18 protein-coding genes and 2 pseudogenes are annotated in these 18360 nt (G+C 53.9%); 14 read left to right on the forward strand and 6 right to left on the reverse strand.

All coding sequences use genetic code 11. From position 1 onward, the window contains the following. Positions 1–12 precede the first annotated feature (12 nt). The 4 genes from H627_RS0106770 to H627_RS0106785 all read left to right on the forward strand — a co-directional run bounded on the left by H627_RS0106770 (position 13) and on the right by H627_RS0106785 (position 3483). Complete coding sequence (locus H627_RS0106770; RefSeq protein WP_027828333.1) at positions 13–720, forward strand: TIGR00266 family protein; 708 nt, start codon at positions 13–15, stop codon at positions 718–720. A gap of 155 nt (positions 721–875) precedes the next feature. Next, a complete protein-coding gene (locus H627_RS0106775) occupies positions 876–1616 on the forward strand; it encodes a metal ABC transporter ATP-binding protein (RefSeq protein WP_027828334.1) in 741 nt (246 codons plus the stop codon). Continuing rightward, positions 1616–2533, forward strand: a complete 918-nt coding sequence (locus tag H627_RS17345; protein WP_081674741.1) for a metal ABC transporter permease — start codon at positions 1616–1618, stop codon at positions 2531–2533. The genes H627_RS0106775 and H627_RS17345 overlap by 1 nt, the downstream gene beginning before the upstream one ends. After that, positions 2533–3483 (forward strand): metal ABC transporter solute-binding protein, Zn/Mn family, encoded by a 951-nt coding sequence (locus tag H627_RS0106785; protein ID WP_027828335.1) that lies wholly within the window; start codon positions 2533–2535, stop codon positions 3481–3483. Before H627_RS17345 ends, H627_RS0106785 begins: the two co-directional genes overlap by 1 nt. Before the next feature lie 77 nt (positions 3484–3560). Here the strand turns inward: H627_RS0106785 and H627_RS0106790 are convergent, their stop codons facing one another. After that, positions 3561–4478: a DUF7916 family protein gene (locus tag H627_RS0106790; protein WP_027828336.1), complete on the reverse strand. Its 918-nt coding sequence runs from the start codon at positions 4476–4478 to the stop codon at positions 3561–3563. 15 nt (positions 4479–4493) lie between these two features. After that, complete coding sequence (locus H627_RS0106795) at positions 4494–5858, reverse strand: PTS sugar transporter subunit IIC (protein WP_027828337.1); 1365 nt, start codon at positions 5856–5858, stop codon at positions 4494–4496. A gap of 461 nt (positions 5859–6319) precedes the next feature. Between H627_RS0106795 and H627_RS17350 the strand changes: the two genes are divergently transcribed. The 9 genes and pseudogenes from H627_RS17350 (at position 6320) to phnW (ending at position 15545) form a co-directional block, all read left to right on the forward strand. Further along, complete coding sequence (locus tag H627_RS17350; protein WP_051225246.1) at positions 6320–7951, forward strand: Nramp family divalent metal transporter; 1632 nt, start codon at positions 6320–6322, stop codon at positions 7949–7951. Beyond that, the gene (locus tag H627_RS0106805; protein WP_027828338.1) at positions 7935–8375 is read left to right on the forward strand and encodes a universal stress protein; all 441 of its coding nucleotides are present in this window, start codon (positions 7935–7937) and stop codon (positions 8373–8375) included. Before H627_RS17350 ends, H627_RS0106805 begins: the two co-directional genes overlap by 17 nt. Before the next feature lie 209 nt (positions 8376–8584). Then, complete coding sequence (locus H627_RS0106810; protein WP_226999220.1) at positions 8585–9625, forward strand: phosphate/phosphite/phosphonate ABC transporter substrate-binding protein; 1041 nt, start codon at positions 8585–8587, stop codon at positions 9623–9625. Between the two features lie 13 nt (positions 9626–9638). Beyond that, positions 9639–10400 carry a phosphonate ABC transporter ATP-binding protein gene (phnC, locus tag H627_RS0106815; protein ID WP_027828340.1) on the forward strand — a complete coding sequence of 254 codons (762 nt, stop codon included), beginning with the start codon at positions 9639–9641 and terminating at the stop codon, positions 10398–10400. A 4-nt stretch (positions 10401–10404) separates the two neighbouring features. Then, positions 10405–11202: an ABC transporter permease subunit gene (locus H627_RS0106820; protein ID WP_027828341.1), complete on the forward strand. Its 798-nt coding sequence runs from the start codon at positions 10405–10407 to the stop codon at positions 11200–11202. Between the two features lie 164 nt (positions 11203–11366). Further along, entirely contained in the window at positions 11367–12572 is a 1206-nt protein-coding gene (locus H627_RS17355) for an RNA-guided endonuclease InsQ/TnpB family protein (protein ID WP_051225244.1), read from the forward strand. Positions 12573–12743: 171 nt separating this feature from the next. After that, the gene (locus H627_RS0106830) at positions 12744–13607 is read left to right on the forward strand and encodes a PhnE/PtxC family ABC transporter permease (RefSeq protein ID WP_027828342.1); all 864 of its coding nucleotides are present in this window, start codon (positions 12744–12746) and stop codon (positions 13605–13607) included. Positions 13608–13635: 28 nt separating this feature from the next. Continuing rightward, positions 13636–14334: pseudogene (gene phnX, locus H627_RS20620) on the forward strand (phosphonoacetaldehyde hydrolase); the annotation flags it as partial. Between the two features lie 156 nt (positions 14335–14490). Continuing rightward, positions 14491–15545, forward strand: a pseudogene (gene phnW, locus H627_RS20625) (2-aminoethylphosphonate--pyruvate transaminase). 70 nt (positions 15546–15615) lie between these two features. Here the strand turns inward: phnW and H627_RS17370 are convergent. From H627_RS17370 to H627_RS0106850, 3 genes are read right to left on the reverse strand one after another with little or no spacing between them, the layout of a single operon-like run. Then, the gene (locus H627_RS17370; RefSeq protein ID WP_051225245.1) at positions 15616–16239 is read right to left on the reverse strand and encodes a DUF6198 family protein; all 624 of its coding nucleotides are present in this window, start codon (positions 16237–16239) and stop codon (positions 15616–15618) included. Beyond that, positions 16236–16478, reverse strand: a complete 243-nt coding sequence (locus H627_RS0106845) for an exonuclease/endonuclease/phosphatase family protein (protein WP_027828343.1) — start codon at positions 16476–16478, stop codon at positions 16236–16238. The genes H627_RS17370 and H627_RS0106845 overlap by 4 nt, the downstream gene beginning before the upstream one ends. Next, the gene (locus H627_RS0106850; protein WP_027828344.1) at positions 16475–17017 is read right to left on the reverse strand and encodes an endonuclease/exonuclease/phosphatase family protein; all 543 of its coding nucleotides are present in this window, start codon (positions 17015–17017) and stop codon (positions 16475–16477) included. Before H627_RS0106850 ends, H627_RS0106845 begins: the two co-directional genes overlap by 4 nt. A 174-nt stretch (positions 17018–17191) precedes the next feature. Here H627_RS0106850 and H627_RS0106855 point away from each other — a divergent pair, with 174 nt between their 5' ends. Further along, positions 17192–17953: an IclR family transcriptional regulator gene (locus tag H627_RS0106855; protein ID WP_027828345.1), complete on the forward strand. Its 762-nt coding sequence runs from the start codon at positions 17192–17194 to the stop codon at positions 17951–17953. Positions 17954–18014: 61 nt separating this feature from the next. On the opposite strand, the gene H627_RS0106860 is transcribed toward H627_RS0106855, so the two are convergent. Beyond that, positions 18015–18360 (reverse strand): IS3 family transposase (locus H627_RS0106860; protein WP_027828346.1); only part of this gene is annotated, 346 nt, incomplete at its 5' end.

An 18360-nucleotide genomic window follows, 5' to 3' on the forward strand; every position in this document is an offset into this window, starting at 1 on the left:
GGACTGGTTGGTTTGAATTATACGATTTCTCAAGACACGGCATTCCCCACTGTCACCCTGCATCTGAGTAAGGGCGAACAAGTACAGATCGAACGGGGCAGCATGATTGCCCACAACGGTCAGGTGCAATTGGAAGGCCATATGAACAGCAATGGGAAGAAAGGTCTGGGCGGTATGCTCAGTGCCTTGGGCCGCAGTGTCACCAGCGGTGAAAGCTTCTTCATTACCACAGCGACCGGCACTACCGACAACGGCGAGTTGCTGATTGCCCCAGCGAACCCCGGCGCTATTCGGGAACTGAAGACCGACGGCAGCCAGCAATGGCGCCTGAATACCAGCGCGTATCTGGCCAGCGACGCCGGGACCGGTTACCAAATGGTGCGGCAAAAGCTGGGCACCGCTGTCTTCGGCGGTACCGGCGGCTTTTTCGTCATGGAAACCCAAGGTGCCGGCACGTTCCTCGTCTCCGGCTACGCGGACATCATTGAAGTCAATCTCGATAATAATGAGTACGTTGTCGATAACAGCAACGTCGTTGCCTGGAGCCAAAGTCTGAACTACAACATCGAAGTCGCCAGCGGCACCTTCGGCTTCAAGACCGGCGAAGGCCTGGTCAACCACTTCCAAGGCACCGGCAAGATCTTGATCCAGACTCGCAGCATTGAAGGTCTGGCCAACCTGCTCATGCCCTATCTACCCGATAACAGCAGCAATAACTAATTCGTATCCCCATAGCGCCGCCCTGAATTTCAGAGCGGCGCTCTTTTTCTCCGTCAAATTTAGGCAAGGCTAACAAAAGACTTGTATCCCCCTTAATTGTCCTGTAGAATGCAGTTAGGGAGTGTTAGTCTGCCCTAAAAACGGAGGAAGTTTCTATGCTCGAAATCAAAAACCTCACCGTTGCGTATAACGACATACCAGTGTTTGCTGATGTTGCCGTTTCATTTAACAGGGGCAAAATCACTGGCATTATTGGACCCAATGGTGCGGGTAAATCAACCCTGATCAAGGCCATCCTTGGCCTGGTCAAAAGTCAAAGCGGCACCGCCGACTATAATGGCGAACCGCTCAAACATTTTCAGAAACAGATTGCTTACGTGGAACAGCGTAAAGATTTAGATTTGACCTTCCCCGTGGACGTCTTCACCCTCGTGCAAACCGGCACGTATGGCCATCTCGGCCTATTCCGAAATCCCGGGAAGAAGGAAAAACAGGCCAGCCAGGCGGCGCTGGTGCAAGTCGGGTTAGAGGACTTCGCCACCCGCCAAATCGGCAACTTGTCCGGCGGTCAATTGCAGCGGGTGTTTGTCGCCCGGGCAATTGTCCAACAGGCCGATATCATTATTTTGGACGAACCTTTTGTTGGTATTGATCTGCAAAGCGAAACAGCGATCATGAAAATCTTGAAGCAGTGGCGGGACGCGGGTAAAACCATTATCGTCGTCCATCACGACCTGAATAAGGTATCCCGCTATTTCGATGATTTGGTCGTGATGAATCACGGCATTATCGATTACGGCCCCGTGCAGCAGGTATATAATGCCCGCAACATTGAACGGGCCTTCAGTGCTGATCTTTCCTCCGTATTATTTACAGAAAAGGAAGTGGCGCGATAATGTCTTCAATTATTGATTTCTTCACAGCGCTCAGCCGCTATGATTTCTTACAAAGCGCACTGATCACGGCCATTATGGTCGGGATGATGTCCGGCATTATCGGCAGTTTCATCATCCTGCGCGGCATGTCCTTGATGGGTGATGCCATTTCCCACGCGGTGCTGCCCGGGGTAGCCGTGGCCTACATGCTGGGTATCAACATCCTGCTGGGGGCCTCAGTATTCGGCATCCTGGCCGCCCTGCTGATCGGTTTTGTGGCTTCCCACAGTAAAATCAAAACCGACACCTCCATCGGGGTGGTGTTCAGTGCTTTCTACGCGCTGGGCTTCATCCTGATCTCCATGGCCGAAAGTTCGACGAACCTGCACCACATCTTGTTTGGTAACATCCTCGCCGTCAGCGACTCCGATATTATGACCACCGCGGTGGTGCTCGGCATCGTCCTGCTGTTCGTCGTTTCTTTCTACAAGGAACTGCTGATCACGTCGTTTGATGCGACCTATGCCCAGACTTACGGTCTGAACGTCCAGGCGCTGCACTACGGCCTGATGCTCGTACTGACCCTGGTGACGGTCTCCGCCTTGCAAACCGTGGGAATCATTCTGGTCGTCGCCATGCTCATCACGCCCGCGGCCACGGCGTACCTATGGACAGATAAATTGTCCACCATGCTCGTACTCTCCGCCGCGGTGGGTGTCGTATCGTCCATTGCGGGGCTGTACTTCAGCTACACGCTGAATTGGGCTTCGGGTCCGGCCATCGTGCTCGTTGCCGCAGTGCTGTTCAGCATCTCGTTTGTCTTCTCGCCAAAGCAGGGCTTCATCAAGTTCCCCGCCCAAGCGCGCAATAAGCCGAACGCCCGCGGCCAGCAATTGCTGAAAGTGCACACAACGGCTAAAGCAAAGGAGTTGCAATAATGAAAAGAATTATTGCGACATTCATTGCCGTAGTCATGATGATCGGCGGTGTCTTCCTCTTTTTGAATAATCGCGGTGCAAGCCAAGCGGACGCGCAAAGTCCCTCGGGCAAGCTGCGGATCGTGACCACGAACTCCATTCTGGAAGACATGGTGCACAATATCGGCCAAGACCACATTGAGCTCTACAGCATTGTCCAGCGCGGTACCGATCCCCATGAGTATGAACCCCGCCCCACCGATGTCTCCCAAGCAACCGAAGCCGACATTATTTTCCATAATGGCTTGAATTTAGAAACCGGGGGCAGCGGCTGGTTCTCGAAGTTAGTCAGTACCGCCCATAAGGAATTTGATCAGGAGGTCTTTGCGGCCAGTGCCGGCGTCACTCCCCAACATTTGACGACCAACGTTAATGAAGAAGACCCCCACGCCTGGCTGGATCTGGCCAACGGCATCAAGTACGTCCAGACCATGACCAAGGTAATGAAGGAAAAAGATCCGAAAAACGCCACCTACTATCAGTTGAATGCTGATAAATATATTACCCAGTTGCAAAAGCTGCACAACACAGCCCAATCACAGTTCCTGGATATTCCAGAAAAACAGCGGCTGCTCGTTACCTCCGAGGGGGCCTTCAAATATTTTGCCAAGGCCTACCACGTTACCCCGGCCTATATCTGGGAAATCAACACCGAAGCCCAGGGGACTCCGGAACAAATGAAATCGGTGCTCGCCAAGATCGACAATTCTGACGTGCAAAGTCTGTTCGTGGAAACTTCCGTCTCCCCCAAATCCATGAATAAAGTCGCCAAGGAAACCGGTTTGAAAATCTATTCCAAAATTTTCACCGACTCCCTAGCGAAAGAAGGCACTACCGGGGACACGTATTACAGCATGATGAAATGGAACTTGGATAAGATCCATGCGGGCTTAACAAGCCAAACCGACTAAATTGGGCAAAATAAAATCCTTGCTGGCCGACTACGGTAGTCGCCAACAAGGATTTTTTGGTTGTGCACTTTACTTTTTTACCGGTTAATTGACCGCGCCATGCGCTGAATCGCATGCCGTTCGCCGCGAATTGCCCGGCTTAAGGCATAAATGTTCTCGAACGGCGATTGAATGCCCCAAGCGGCATCGCCCATATGCTGAATATCGACGCCGTTGATCTTATTCCGGACAGCGACTTCTTCGATATAGTGGGCACCGGACCCTTCTTGGCTGGTCCCGATCGTGCTCATTACCAGCGCATCCTGGGCATGGGCCAGTTTCACCACGGCCCGCACTTCTTCGTCAGTTAGGCCCGGGACAGTCCCAACGGCCGGCACCAGGATCACATCCGCGCCAGCGTCCAGGAAGTCTTTGACCGCGTCCAGACTGACGACAGGCTCATTGACCCCTGCGCCATGCATCTTACCGGCAATGATCAGGCCAGAGAAGACTTCCTTGGCCACTTTCACATTGGCCGCGATCTGGGCATTGGTCACGCCCGTACCGGGATTGCCGGTCAAGCAAACGAAATTGAAGCCTAGTTTTTCGACTTCCGTCAGCGTTTTACGACTGGACATCCGGCCCTCCGGAATCTCCAACCGGGTCTCGGACATGTCGGCGTTGACATCCACGGGTTCCAGATTGACCCCGATGGGTCGGCCGACCAGGTGCTGCAGGCGCTTGATGCTTTGACCGTCGTGGTGAACCTTGGCCCCTTCGTTGGGATACAGGCCGAAGATAACAGGATTCAGCACATCCAAGCCGTTCAGCAGGATCAGATCGGCGCCAAAGGCCGCGGCTACTTCGGAGGTGGTGATACCATCACCGACTTCATGACCGACGACATTCTCGCTGAGCACGACCCGGCCTTCACTGGCCTTGATGCTTTGCTTCAGCTCGGCGGCTTTCATTCCTAAGATTTCACTGGTATCGGCACTAATTAATCGGGTAACCATTAATTTCTCGCTCCTTTAATTGTTGGCGGCCGCCTTTTTGGCGTCGTCGCCCTTTTCTTCAACGATCTGCTGCTTGTTTAAGTTCAGCAGGAACGGCAGGTAAATCAAGACATCAATGACGATATTGACCGCCTGCAGTACACTGCCCATGACGGAACTGGTAACCAGGAAGCCGGAGATGATCGGCGGCATGGTCCAAGTGGCCAAAGAACCAGTCGTCAGCGGTACCCAGCCGGCTTTCATCGCACCCCAAGTCGTTAAGGCATTCACCATCGGGGCCAAGATAAAGGGAATGATCAATGTGGTATTCAAAACCACTGGCAGACCGAACATGGTCGGCTCATTGATATTGAAAATGCCTGGCGTGATCGTCAGCGGCGCCAGCACTTCCATCTGGCGGCTGGACCGCTTCATGAAGACTAAGATCCCAATGGCGAGTACCAAGCCTAAGGTGGCACCGCCGCCGCCCATGTAAACGAAGTTATCCATGAACGGTTGGGTAATAATGTGCGCCCCGTGGGCCAGATCCAAATGGTGCGCTTCAGTCAGCTTGCTGTTGGCCCCTGCATTGATCAGCCAAATCGGGGAGAAGATGGTATTGATGACGTTGCCGCCATGGATCCCCACGAACCAGAAGATACTGTTTAAGGCGATGGCCACCAGCGTCCCGCCGATCGTATCACCCAACAGGCTCAGCGGCTTGGAGAAGATGTGCAGGAACACATCATGGATGCTGCCCCAGCCGGCGAAGGCAAAGATCGCGTAAATCACACCCCAGAAGGTGACGATCACAGCGCCTGGGATCAGGGCACTGAAACTATCAGAAATTGCCGGCGGCACGGCATCAGGCATCTTGATCCGAATGCCTTTATTAATAAACCACTGGAAGACCCAACCACTGACCAGGCCAATGATGATGGCGATGAACAGGCCTTTGCTGCCTAAATAGTCATAGGGCATTCCTTCTGCCGGGGCTTTGCCGCCGGTGAAGATGCTGGGCGTTACGACGAAGAACGACGCCACGGCGATGATCCCGGCGGACTTGCCGTCGGTGTGATACTGCTTGGCGTAACTATCGGCAATCCCGAAGGCCCCAATGACCCCTAACAGACCAAAAGACCCATTGGTGATCTTGGCAAAGACCTGAGCGATGGAGACGCTGTTGATCTTCGTGTTAGCCAACCAGTCCGTGAACTGATGAACTGGGAAACTATTCAGAATCATGAAGAAGGAACCAACAATGATCAGCGGCATCGCGACGGCAATCCCGTCCCGAATGGCGACTAACCATTTATACCCGCCCAATTTAATGGCGATGGGCATCAAATGCTTCTCGATAAAGCCGTTCAGGCCACGGCTTGAGCTATCCTTATCATCCATAAAACAACCAGCTTTCTTTCCATTTTGGCATCTCGCCCCAAATAAAGAAGCGCAAATAATATCAGCAGGTACACGAGATACCTTTATTCAATAAATTTTACACGTGCCTGTACAATAAGTATAGCTCACTTCCACAGCAATGTAAGCGTTTGATAGTTTAATATAATTGGTTCTATGACAACAAAGGTACCGCTTCCTAACAGGGCGGCTTCTGCCAGAAAATATTTTTATTGGTCTAGTCCAATAATCAGTTCACCATTCAAATCTTTCCTTCCATTTCACCCTCATTATCCAGTAACGTTATCTTTCACACTTTCATTGGACTCCGGTATGTTCTATTTTCAGCAACCAAAATAGGCGTAATTGAAAAACAGCTTAGGCCGGCCTAAAATAATACTTCCCTAATCCAAATTTCGATGTATAATGTAAACGAAACTGAAAATAGAGAGGTGTGATTGTTCTTGAATGAAAACAATCCGAACCATCGGCATAAGCTGATCGAGTATGCCAACGGTCCTTCGTTGGAAGAAATCAACGGAACCGTCAAAGTCCCGAAGGGCAAAGGCTTCTGGCGTACCTTGTTCGCCTATTCCGGCCCTGGCGCGCTAGTGGCCGTTGGCTATATGGACCCCGGGAACTGGTCAACGTCGATCACTGGTGGTCAGAATTTCCAATATCTATTGATGTCGGTCATTCTGATGTCGAGTTTAATTGCGATGCTGCTCCAATACATGGCCGCTAAACTCGGCATAGTCACCCGGATGGACTTGGCCCAGGCAATTCGGGCCCGCACGAGTAAAACCTTGGGCATTATTCTTTGGATCATGACCGAATTAGCCATCATGGCCACTGATATCGCGGAAGTCATCGGGGCGGCGATTGCCCTGTATCTGTTGTTCCATATTCCGCTAGTCATCGCCGTATTCATCACCGTATTCGATGTCTTGCTTTTATTGCTTTTGACCAGAATCGGCTTCCGGAAAATCGAAGCCATCGTTGTCTGTTTGATTCTTGTCATCCTATTTATCTTTGTTTACCAAGTGGCATTATCCGATCCGAACTGGGGCGCTGTGATCCAAGGGTTTGTCCCGAACGCTAAGACCTTTGCCACCTCCCCGCAGATTGGCGGCGAAACCCCCTTGTCCGGTGCCTTAGGGATCATCGGGGCGACAGTTATGCCGCATAACTTATACTTACACAGTGCCATTTCTCAGACCCGGAAAATTGATCACAACGATCCGGATGATGTGGCCGCCGCTGTTCGTTTCACCGCTTGGGATTCCAACATCCAATTAACCGCCGCGTTCTTCGTTAACGCCTTGCTGTTGATTATGGGGGTTGCCGTCTTCAAGACTGGGGCCGTCAAGGATCCGTCCTTCTTCGGTTTGTTCCATGCCCTGTCTGATACCTCCAAGCTGAGCAATCCGCTGCTGATCAGCGTTGCCAAGTCTGGGGTACTCTCCATCCTATTCGCCGTTGCCCTGTTGGCCTCCGGCCAGAACTCCACGATCACCGGGACCTTAACTGGGCAGGTCATCATGGAAGGCTTCATCCACATGCGGATGCCGTTATGGGCTCGTCGGCTGGTCACCCGGTTGATCTCCGTTGTCCCGGTATTGATCACCGTCGGCATGACGACTGGCGAAACCGAAATACAACAGCACGTCGCGCTGAATAACCTAATGAACAATTCGCAGGTATTTCTAGCCTTCGCTCTGCCCTTCTCCATGCTGCCGCTGTTAATGATGACCGGCAGTCGGGTCGAAATGGGCAAGCGTTTCAAGAACAGCGTCATCCTGCAAATCCTCGGTTGGATCTCAGTTATTGGTCTGACCTTCTTGAACATGTACGGCTTGCCTGATTCCATCACTGATTTCTTCGGCGACAATCCGGCAGCGGCTCAAGTGCAAACAGCACATCTGATTGCCTACATATTGATTGCAATTGTACTGGCCTTGCTGGTCTGGACAATTATCGATCTGTATCGGGGCAATCAACGGTATGCCGCCGCCTTGGCAGAAAAGGCCGCAGAAGCTAAAGCCAAGGAAGACGCATCAGCGAAGGGAGTGTCCGCTAATGGATCAGCAAACTAAAATCATCAAGCACATCTTGGTCGGCGTGGACGATTCACCGGATGCCCTCACTGCCTTTCAATATGCCCTGCACCGTGCTAAGCAGGAAGACACGGAGCTGACCATTGTATCGATTCTGGAAAGCCACGAAATGAATGTGTTCCAGGCCCTGGATAAAGATTATGTCCACGGCCAACGGGCAGAACTGGAAGAGCATATCAAGAAGTACCAGCAGCTGGCCAAAGAAGCGGGGATCAAAACCGTTAACGCGGTCATTGCCGAGGGTGATCCCGGCGACACCATCGTTAACCAGGTGATTCCCGCCGTGAAGCCGGACCTGCTGATCGTGGGTGCCCGCTCCAAGCAAGGCATTGCCAAACACTTTGGCAGTCAGGCCGCCTATATGGCGAAATACGCACCGATCTCGGTACTGGTCGTGCGCTAAATAAGCAGTACCAACCTCCTTTAAGATTATTTATCTTGTGAAAACGCCGCTGGCCCAAGGGTCAACGGCGTTTTTGCTGTCCTCAAATGACTATTATATCTATGGTCAAAATAGATTGTTTACAATCTTTTATCAGAAACCCCGTCATGTCTTTAAACACCCTTGCTATCCTGAAGTTACTGACAGTGTGTCAGAAAATAGGAAAGTTGGTGCAATCAGTGAAATTCGGGAAGAAGTTGGCCTTCGCCGCCAGTGCGGCGGGGATCGCGTTAGCGTTAGCCGCCTGCAGCAATCCGGTCACCGGCGCAAATGGAACCACGAACGGCAGTGACAAAACCATTTCTGTTGTTTTTTTGCCCAGCGATTCAGCAAAAGAAGCCGACGCCGCGCGCCAGGCGTTGACCAAGGAGATCCGCCAGGCCACCGGCAAGAAGGTCGTTGTGCAAACCACTACAGATTACAACGTCGCGATCCAGGCCATCGCCTCCGGCAAGAGCCAAATTGCCCTGCTCGGCCCTGTCGGTTATATCCAAGCCCATCAGCAAAACAAGAACGTCGTCCCCATGGTCACATACTCCGGCAAGTCCGGCACATTAAAGGATGCCTTTTATCATAGCTATCTGATGGTGCCCAAGGACAAAGCGGCGGGGTATCAAGACAGCGGCACCTATTCCTTAAAAAACATTAAAGGGCAACGGATCTCTTATGTGTCTAACACCTCCACCTCTGGCTTTGCGATTCCCGCCGGCGCGATCCAAAAAGAGTTCAAGCTCAAGAGCACCGATGCCCTCGCCCAAAGCGGCCAATTCTTCCAAAAAGTCCTTTACGGCGGTTCCCATCAAGGTTCCGCGGTCAATCTGTTCAAAGGAGACGCCGACGTGGCAGCCTTTGACGACATGGACCTGCTGAGTTACGGCAAGTTCACCAACAACTCCGCCGCTGGTGCCACCTTCACAGTCAATACCGACGCGCCGGCCCCCTTTGACGCTGTGCGCGGCAAGGAATCCGTGGCTATTGCCGCGTATCAAGTGCAAAACGAACCGCTGGCCGTGAACAAGAGCGGCATTTCTGCCAGTGATATTAAAAAGATCACCACGGCCTTGACCAGCAGTCGGGTGGCCAACGATCCGCTGTTCTTTGCCCCGGCAGAGGCCAAGACCCACAGTCTGCTGCCCAAGGACGGCGACACCAAGTTCATCAAGATCAGCGACGATTGGTACAAACCGACCCACGACATTCTCTGCGAATAGAGGAGGCGCCAACATGCTGCAAGTACGGCACCTATCGAAAATCTACACAGGCAAACAGCCCTCTTTAGACGATGTTTCCTTCACCGCTCAGCCCGGTGCCGTGACGGCCATCATCGGTCCTTCCGGTGCCGGCAAGACCACCCTGCTGCGCAGTCTGAACCAGCTGATCACCGACGATGCCGGTGAAATTCTGCTGGAGAATATTGATCTGCGCCAGCTCAAGCGCCGGGACCTGATGAAACAGCGGACCAAGATCGGTATGATTTTTCAAAACTATAATTTGATCGAACCGCTCACCGCCCTGGAGAATGTGCTCCACGGCAGTCTGGCCCGCAAATCCACCCTGGCTGGGGTGCTTTCCCTTTATTCCCGCCAAGAAAAGGGGGAAGCGATGGCCCTGCTGGCCGATGTGGGCTTGCAAGAATTCGCCTACCATTATGCCGGCGACCTGAGCGGCGGCCAAAAACAGCGGGTGGGTATCGCCCGGGCGTTGATGCAGCATCCGACCATGATGCTGTGCGACGAGCCGATTGCCTCCCTGGATCCCCGCTCCACGGTCATCGTCATGGATATTCTGCGCCGCCTCGCCGATGCCCAGGACATGACAATCCTGATCAATCTGCACCAAGTGGATATTGCCAAGGACTACGCCGACCACATTATCGGCTTGAATAGCGGCCGCGTCGTCTTTGACGGCCCCGTGGCTGAGGCGACTGCGGCCGCGATGGCGGCGATTTATGCCGCTCCGGCCCAGGCTGCTGCCGCAGCGGGGTGAGCCGATGACGATGACCAGTTTTTTCCGTAAAAAGCGGCTGCATCTGACGCTGCTCATCAGCTTGCTCCTAGCGGCTTACGCCGCGGCCGCGCTGATCCTCAATTTCAATTCCCTGTCATTTTTGTATCTGCACTTAGGGATCGACTGGCTGGCGGTCAATTTCATCCCCAATAGCCAATCGCTGCAGTATTGGGGCAATATCCTGGAAGCCCTGGTCCGCACGCTGCTCGTCGCGGTGGCGTCCACCAGTGTCGCCGGGGTCTTCGCTCTGGGCCTCGCGCTGCTCGGGGCGCAACCCACCGGCCCGAATGCCGCTCTGCGCTGGCTGATCCGCGGCTTCGCCTCCGTACTGCGCAATATTCCCATCGTCGGCTGGGCGCTGTTGCTGTTGTTTTCGTTCAAACAAAATGACTTCACCGGCTTCCTTGCCCTGTTCTTCCTCAGTCTGGGCTTCCTCACCCGGGCGTTCATGGAAACCATCGAAGCCATCGATGTGGAGAAAATCCAGGCGCTGCAGGTCACCGGGGCCAATTACTGGCAGGTCGTCGCCCAGGCTGTACTGCCGGAGATCCTGACGCCGGTATTGTCGTGGCTGCTGTATATGATTGAAAACAACATCCGCGACGCGACCCTGGTCGGTCTGCTCACGGGGACGGGCATCGGCTTCGTCTTTGATCTGTACTACAAGAGCCTGCGGTACGGTCCCGCCGGACTGGTCGTCTTGGCGATCATTATGCTGGTAATTGCCGTGGAAACAGTCTCCAGCCTGATTGAAAGGAGGATCGGAATGATTGCTGATTAACGGATCAAATGTAAGCATCGATAATCAAGGGCCATCAAGATCCTGAGCGTTTTTATCACATAGTACAGCTTTTCTGGATGAATCTTGATTCAACTTAGCTGAGCACGGAAAGAGACAAACGTACATTCGATTCGGTATCCTTGAAATATAAGGAGGTGAATCGAATGCCAATCAAAACACACAAGATACGGATCTATCCCAACGACGAAATGGTTACTGTTATTACTGAGCTGATGGATTACAACCGCTTTTGCTGGAACAAAGGCTTGGCCGCATGGAATGACATGTATGACGCGTCGTTAGCCGTGGCGGACAAGAAACTGCGGCCTAGCGAGTACAAAGTCCGCGACGAGCTGGTGAAAAACAAAACCGACTGGCAGCATCAGTTTTCAGCACGGGTGCTCCAAACTGCTGTCCATCGGCTGCATCAAGCCTGGCAGAATTTCTTCAATCCCGCTATGCCGGACGCTCACAAGCCTAAATTCCATCATAAGCGGGATCCTAAACAAAGCTTTACGACGGACCGGGCGGTCATTACCGGCAAGTACCTGACCTTGGACCGGCCGCATGCGGCCAGCCATCGTTTCAGCGCCATCAAAATGGCGGAAACTTTACGTTTTACTGGCGAGATCAAAACCGTGACGATAACCAAGCGCGGAAAAAAGTTCTACGCCAGTGTCAACGCATTGATTGAAGACACTCCACGACCGGCTTTTTATGACTGCTGGGACATCGTCGGCATTGATGTGAACGTGGGCCATATCCGCTGGAACGGCGGGGACGTCAACACCTTCACACCACGCATGGCAGCGTTGCATCAACGGATCAAGTATTACCAAAAATGCCTGAACCGGAAACGGCGGAGAAATCCGGGCGACTACCGGTCCAAGACCTATCAGCGGATTAAAGCGAAGATGAACCGCACTTACGAGCAGGTGCACGCGTTGCAGGATGATCTGATCCACAAGTTCAGCCACAAAATCATCAAGAATTATCCCGTTCCTTGTTTAGAGGATCTGGATGTCCACGCGATGATGATGGACGGGAAGAAAGTCAAAGGTCTTCAGCGCGGGCTCTTTCGCCGTTTACGCACGGCAATCGAGTACAAGGCGGCTTGGCATCATCGCGATTTGGTGATTGCCAATCGTTTCTTCCCGTCAACGCAGCGCTGTTCAAACTGCGGCTATATCAAGAAAGAAGAAAGCTATGGCGGCAAGATGACGCTTCAAGGTGACAGCATTTACCACCAGCATGACGTGTATCGCTGTTACGAGTGCGGTCTTGTCATTGACCGAGACGATAACGCTGTTCAAAATTTGATTCAATATGCGGCGGGGCTTACGCCGGAATGGGAAACCGTTCAGAGATGATTTCTAGTCGGCACTGTTATGCGCCATACTCGTCTGATCCCAATCAGACGGGGGTGCCGGCAATTACGGAATTGACTAAACACACTGTACTCTTAATGGTCTAAATCTAAAGTGCCACCATAGATCAGATGTGTATACATTTGAGTACGTTTTAGAAAGCAGGATTACTGCATGATTTCAAATTCCGAGAAACCCGTCATTCTGGCCGCGGCCCCGCCGCCACGGCCGGTGAGTCTACACCGCTGGCGCGACAAACGCCGGCGCTGGGTCTATGGCACCCTGTTGGGTCTGACCGCGATCACCGCTTACGCCCTGCCGGCCATCATGCCCCAGGGCTTGAACCTGGCCCGGGCCAGCAGTGACTTGGTGCGCAACATCCAGATTATGTTTTTCCAGCCCGCCGCCAATAACGCCAGTGCCGCCAGTCTCTTATTTGCCTTAGTGCAAAGTATTGCCTTGGCCTTCTTGACGACTTTGATCGGCGCCATCTTTGCCTTTCTGCTCGCCTTAATGGCCGCCCGCAACTTGGCGCCTCGCTGGCTGATCCGCACCGTGCAAAGCGCGATGGCCTTGATCCGGGCGATCCCCACGATCCTCTGGGTCCTGATCTACAGTACCGTGCTCGGTTTGGGCGCTAACGCCGCCGTGATCGGGCTGACCTTCCACAGTGTCGCTTATCTGGTCAAAGTTTACGCCGACAGTATTGACGAATTACCCGCCGATACTCTGGGTGCGCTGCGGGCCATGGGCGTCCGCTTCTGGCCCTTAGTGACCCAAGCCATCCTGCCCACGATTCGGCCCAGTCTGCTCAGCTGGACGTTTATCCGTTTTGAGATCAACTTCGCCAACGCCGTCGCGGTGGGCGCCGCCGCCGGAGCTGGCGGGATCGGCTACCAGCTCTTCATGGCCAGCGGCTTCTACTTCGATTTTCATGAGGTCGGCCTGATCGTGTATCTGATCCTCGCCTTCACGATTCCCTTGGAAAGCGTGTCCTACCGCCTCCGCACCGCCTATCTCAACCGCACTGCCCATTAATCATTATTTAGAAAAGGGGAATTGCACCATGATTCAAGCCATTGTATTGGATTGGGCCGGGACGACTGTCGATTACGGCAGCCTGGCCCCGATCATTGCCTTTCAAAAGGCCTTCAGTCACTTCGGTATCACCATCACCACGGACGAGATTCGGCAGGATCTGGGGCTGGATAAACGCACTCATGTGGAGAAAATGTTCGCCGACCCGGCGATTCAAGCCCAGTGGCAGGCCAACAATCCCGGTGAGTCATTAGCTGCCGGGATCGACCAGGTCTACGCCCGCTTCCAAGTCAAAATTGATGACGTGCTGGTGGAATATGCCGCGCTGAAGCCGGGAGTCAAAGACCTCGCTAACTTCATGCAGGCCCAGCACATTAAGCTGGCGACCACCACCGGTTACACCCAAGCGATGCTGGACCGCATTCTGCCAGTGGCCGCCGCCCAGGGGTACGCGCCTAAGGTCAACTTGACCGCAGAACAGACCAACGGCATCGGCCGGCCCGCTCCGGACATGCTGCTGGCGGCCTTGGCTCAGCTCCAAGTGACTGACCCGCGCGCTGTGCTCAAAGTCGGCGACACGATCACCGATATCCTCGAAGGCAAAGCCGCCCACGCCATCAGCGTCGGCGTAGTGATTGGCGGCAATCTCATCGGCTTGCCGGAAATCGCCTTTGATGCCCTGCCAACGGGTGAAAAAGACCGCCGCGTCAGTCACGCCCGCCAGGCCCTGTACGCGGCCGGGGCCGACTACGTCATTGATACCCTGGCCGATTTGCCGGCACTGATCACCGCCCTCAACACCCTAGTCCCCTATCAGGCCCAGCCGGCGCCGCTGCTGCTCACACCCGGCCCGCTGACGACCAGCCCGGCCGTAAAGCGGACCATGCTCATCGATCACGGTACGTGGGATGACGAGTACAAAGCGCTAACCGAAACCGTCCGCCAGGAACTGCTGAGCGTCGCTCAGGCCCCCGCTGCAGACTACACCACCATCCTAATGCAGGGCAGCGGTACGTTCGCCGTGGAAGCCGCGCTCGGCACCGCCGTACCCCACAAGACGGGGTGCTGCTGATCGCGATGAACGGCGCTTACGGCCGGAGAATGGGCCAAATTGCTGACTACTACAATATCGTCCACGTGGACCTGGAATTTGCCGAAGATGAACCGGTCACGCTCGAAAAAGTCCTGACTGTTCTGGATGACCATCCCGAAGTGACCCACTTCGCCACTGTCCACTGCGAAACCACCACCGGTATCCTCAATCCCATCGATGCCATTATTCCGGCAGTCCATGCCCGGGGTGTTGTGACCATTGTGGACGCCATGTCCAGCTTCGGCGGCGTGCCCATCGACACCGCCGCCCTCGGCCTGGATTATCTGATCAGCAGCAGCAACAAGTGCATCCAAGGCGTGCCCGGCTTCGGCTTCATTATTGCCAACCGTACCGCTCTGGCTAGGACTGAAGGCAATGCCCGCTCGCTGTCTTTGGATCTTTATGATCAAAACCAAAGCTTCAACCAGCAGCACGGCAAATGGCGCTTCACCTCGCCCACCCACGTACTCTATGCTTTCCATCAAGCCCTGCAAGAACTCGCCGCAGAAGGCGGCGTACCGGCCCGGTTTGCCCGCTACACCCGCAGCGAACACCAGCTGCGCCAAGGTATGCTCGCCCTCGGCTACGCCCCCGTTATCGCGGAAGCCGACCAATCCCCGATCATCACATCGTTCAAATACCCCAGCGCCGCCTTCGACTTCCACGCGTTCTACGCGTACTTAAAAGACCGCGGCTTCATCATCTACCCCGGAAAAGTCTCGACCATCGACAGCTTCCGCATCGGAAATATCGGCGAAGTCTACACCGGCGACATCCAGCAACTGTTGCGCTGGATCAAAACGTACAGCACGGTGCGGGTGCAGTCTGGCAGAAAAATAGACTGAGCCAATCGCTCAGTCTAGTGTCCTTAGTGCCAAATGCGGAGCACTTGGCACGGCAATCAAAGACAGTTTCTTACTTCGTCGTCTTCACCTTCGGAAACGGCCGGTACCGCCGCAACAGCCAGCCCATCAGGCCTGAATACAGGAACGTAAACGCCAAGCCCCACACCAGCGCTGCCCAGCCGAACACCACCGTGCTCCCCAGCAGCACCACCACATTGATCACCCGCAGCATGAGCGTCACATTCAGCTGCGGGTTTTTGTGTGCCGCAATCAGCGCAAACACGTCCAACCCAGCCGTCGACGCATTACTCGCAATACAGCAATAATATCCCGCGCCAATGAACAAGCTTGCCAACAGAACATCCAGCCAGGGCCAGTGGGCCAAATTCAGCGGCAACCAGGTCCACAGGGCAAAGAAGCCCATGTAGGCAAAACTGCTGACAATAGACCGAATGAAGTTCGTGCGGCCTAAGAAAATCAACGCAAAGACGAGACAGCCGACCGTGATCATGTTCGTCCAAGTCACGACACTCAAGGGTGTCAGCCGCGCCAGCACCATACTCAGGGAAGTCACTCCGCCGCTGATAATATTGCTGGGCACCATGAATTTGGCATAGCCAAAGGCAATCAGCAAGTTGCCCAGCAAGATCAGCAGCAGCGGCGCCCCCTCCCGTTTGATCGTCGCCCCGCTCATCGGGCCATCACCGTAACCGTCACAGGGAAGTGGTCCGAGGCATACTGGCCTGTGGGCGCCAGCGTGGTATCCACGGCATACGACTGCACCTGGACCCGGTCATTGACGAAGAAATAGTCCAGCCGGGTCGCCGTTTGTCCCGGTAAAAATGTGGGCGGTTCACTGTCCTGCCACGTCCCCGGAGTTGGTTCCGGCCGCTGAGCAGCCGTCAAGGCCGCATCCTGCAAAGTCGCCGTCATCGTCCGGTAAGCCTCATCCGTGGGGTCATATTGAAATCCCCGGTCACGATAAACGGATAATCGGCCCGTTCCTGGGCGAACGCGGCCAGGATCTGCTGCACACCAAAGTTTCGGGCTGCCACGGACACATGGTCCAGGTGGACCGTCACCAGATAAAAAATCGTATCATCCGTTTTATCCCGCAGCTTAGCCCACTGGAACATGCGATACGTCCAAGCCCCAGGATAAATGGACGGTTTGTCCGGCGTTTTGGATACCCAGGCATGACCCTCCGCCAACGCGTCGAACTTGGTTTTCTTAATAAAAATCGCCGCCGCTTCGCCTTGATCCACTGTGTTCTCCCGCGGCACACCAAAACCGCGGTACGCCGTCAGCGTCCGCAGATCTGCTAACTGGTGGGGTTCCGCCTCTTCCACGGTAAAAATGTCCGGGTCCAGCCGCTGCAAATTGGCCAATACATACGGCTTGCGTGCCGCCCACTGCCAGGGGTGATCGTCGTCTGTATCCAACCGAATATTATACGTTGTAATTGAAACCATGACCTCTGCACCCTCTCTCTATCTCTCTCAACCATTGTACCTGAAGAAGATATTTTCCGGGAGGGGCCGATACACTAATTTCCAATAAAGAAAATGGGTTTCTTGAATACCGGACCCTAGACACGGTACAATAGGGTAACAAAAGTTTCCATATAAGAAAGCGAGCCAATCGATATGCCTGAAACCACTGAAAAACTCTACGGCACCGTCCTGATTAAAGCAAAAGAAATCATGGACTTCACGCTGGCCGCAGACGAAGCACCCACCCTAATGACCATCAGCCGCGGCACCGGACTGACCAAACCGACGGCCTTGAAGATCCTCACTACCCTCTGCGCCCTGGGTTTCATGCACCGGGATGACGAAAGCCGCCGCTACTACCTGGGCACCCAGTTCATCCCCTACGCCACCAAAGCAATGAGCAGCTTCAATATCCGCGATGTCGCCTTCCCCGCTCTGGAAGCCTTGCGCCAAACCACCGGCGAAACGATCAATCTGGGCGTCTTGGAAAGCAACCAGGTGATGCTGATCGAGAAGTTGGAAAGCCCCAACTCCATTAAATTGAAATCCACCATCGGCGGCCGCATGCACTTGTATTCCTCCGCCATGGGCAAAGCAATCCTGGCCACCTTCACTCCCGACCAGCTGGCCGCCTACCTGCACCGCACCACTTTGCAGCCGGTGACCCCGCACACGCTCATCACCCCCACCGCCTTGAAACACAACATTCAAGAAATCAAAGACCGCGGCGTGGCTATCGATAACGAAGAAAACGAACTGGAAGTCTTCTGCGTCGGCGCCACGATCTACCGCCACGACCGCCTATTCGGCGCCTTCAGCGTCTCTGCCCCCAAATACCGCGTCCCCGAAGCCGCCCGAGCCGAACTGATCGACCAAGTGCGGGCGACTCAGGAAGCAATTACTGCTGAAATATAAAGAAATGACCCCGCAGACGGCTTGAAGTGCAATAGAAAAGTTAGACAATTTAGATTTTGAATTAAGCAATCATGGTTTGTTCCCGGTACTCAACTGGGGTCAAGCCATTTTTGTTTCTCGAAATTCTGACATTGTTAAACCAATCCACGTAACCGTTCACCAGCTTGCGCAGATCTGAGAGCGTGTTGATCTGATACCGATTCAAGCACTCACGTTTTAGGAGGTTGAAGAAGCTTTCGATGGGCGCATTATCGTGACAGTTACCTTTACGAGACATGCTCTGTGTAATGTTCATAGCCTTGAGACGTTGCTGGTAGTCCACCATTTGATATTGCCACCCTTGATCAGAGTGAAGAGTTGGTTTGATGCCTTCTTTAAGGTGATGCTCTAATTCATCAAGTGACGCT

Origin of the sequence: Schleiferilactobacillus harbinensis DSM 16991, assembly GCF_000425885.1 — a bacterium.
Classification (GTDB): domain Bacteria; phylum Bacillota; class Bacilli; order Lactobacillales; family Lactobacillaceae; genus Schleiferilactobacillus; species Schleiferilactobacillus harbinensis.

Excerpts from the sequence above, each read along its gene's own strand:
- H627_RS0106775 (WP_027828334.1), top strand. The coding sequence starts at position 876 with ATGCTCGAAATCAAAAACCTCACCGTTGCGTATAACGACATACCAGTG.
- H627_RS17345 (WP_081674741.1), top strand. The coding sequence starts at position 1,616 with ATGTCTTCAATTATTGATTTCTTCACAGCGCTCAGCCGCTATGATTTC.
- H627_RS0106785 (WP_027828335.1), top strand. The coding sequence starts at position 2,533 with ATGAAAAGAATTATTGCGACATTCATTGCCGTAGTCATGATGATCGGC.
- H627_RS0106790 (WP_027828336.1), bottom strand. The coding sequence starts at position 4,478 with ATGGTTACCCGATTAATTAGTGCCGATACCAGTGAAATCTTAGGAATG.
- H627_RS0106795 (WP_027828337.1), bottom strand. The coding sequence starts at position 5,858 with ATGGATGATAAGGATAGCTCAAGCCGTGGCCTGAACGGCTTTATCGAG.
- H627_RS0106805 (WP_027828338.1), top strand. The coding sequence starts at position 7,935 with ATGGATCAGCAAACTAAAATCATCAAGCACATCTTGGTCGGCGTGGAC.
- phnC (WP_027828340.1), top strand. The coding sequence starts at position 9,639 with ATGCTGCAAGTACGGCACCTATCGAAAATCTACACAGGCAAACAGCCC.
- H627_RS0106820 (WP_027828341.1), top strand. The coding sequence starts at position 10,405 with ATGACGATGACCAGTTTTTTCCGTAAAAAGCGGCTGCATCTGACGCTG.
- H627_RS17355 (WP_051225244.1), top strand. The coding sequence starts at position 11,367 with ATGCCAATCAAAACACACAAGATACGGATCTATCCCAACGACGAAATG.
- H627_RS0106830 (WP_027828342.1), top strand. The coding sequence starts at position 12,744 with ATGATTTCAAATTCCGAGAAACCCGTCATTCTGGCCGCGGCCCCGCCG.
- H627_RS17370 (WP_051225245.1), bottom strand. The coding sequence starts at position 16,239 with ATGAGCGGGGCGACGATCAAACGGGAGGGGGCGCCGCTGCTGCTGATC.
- H627_RS0106845 (WP_027828343.1), bottom strand. The coding sequence starts at position 16,478 with ATGACGGCGACTTTGCAGGATGCGGCCTTGACGGCTGCTCAGCGGCCG.
- H627_RS0106850 (WP_027828344.1), bottom strand. The coding sequence starts at position 17,017 with ATGGTTTCAATTACAACGTATAATATTCGGTTGGATACAGACGACGAT.
- H627_RS0106855 (WP_027828345.1), top strand. The coding sequence starts at position 17,192 with ATGCCTGAAACCACTGAAAAACTCTACGGCACCGTCCTGATTAAAGCA.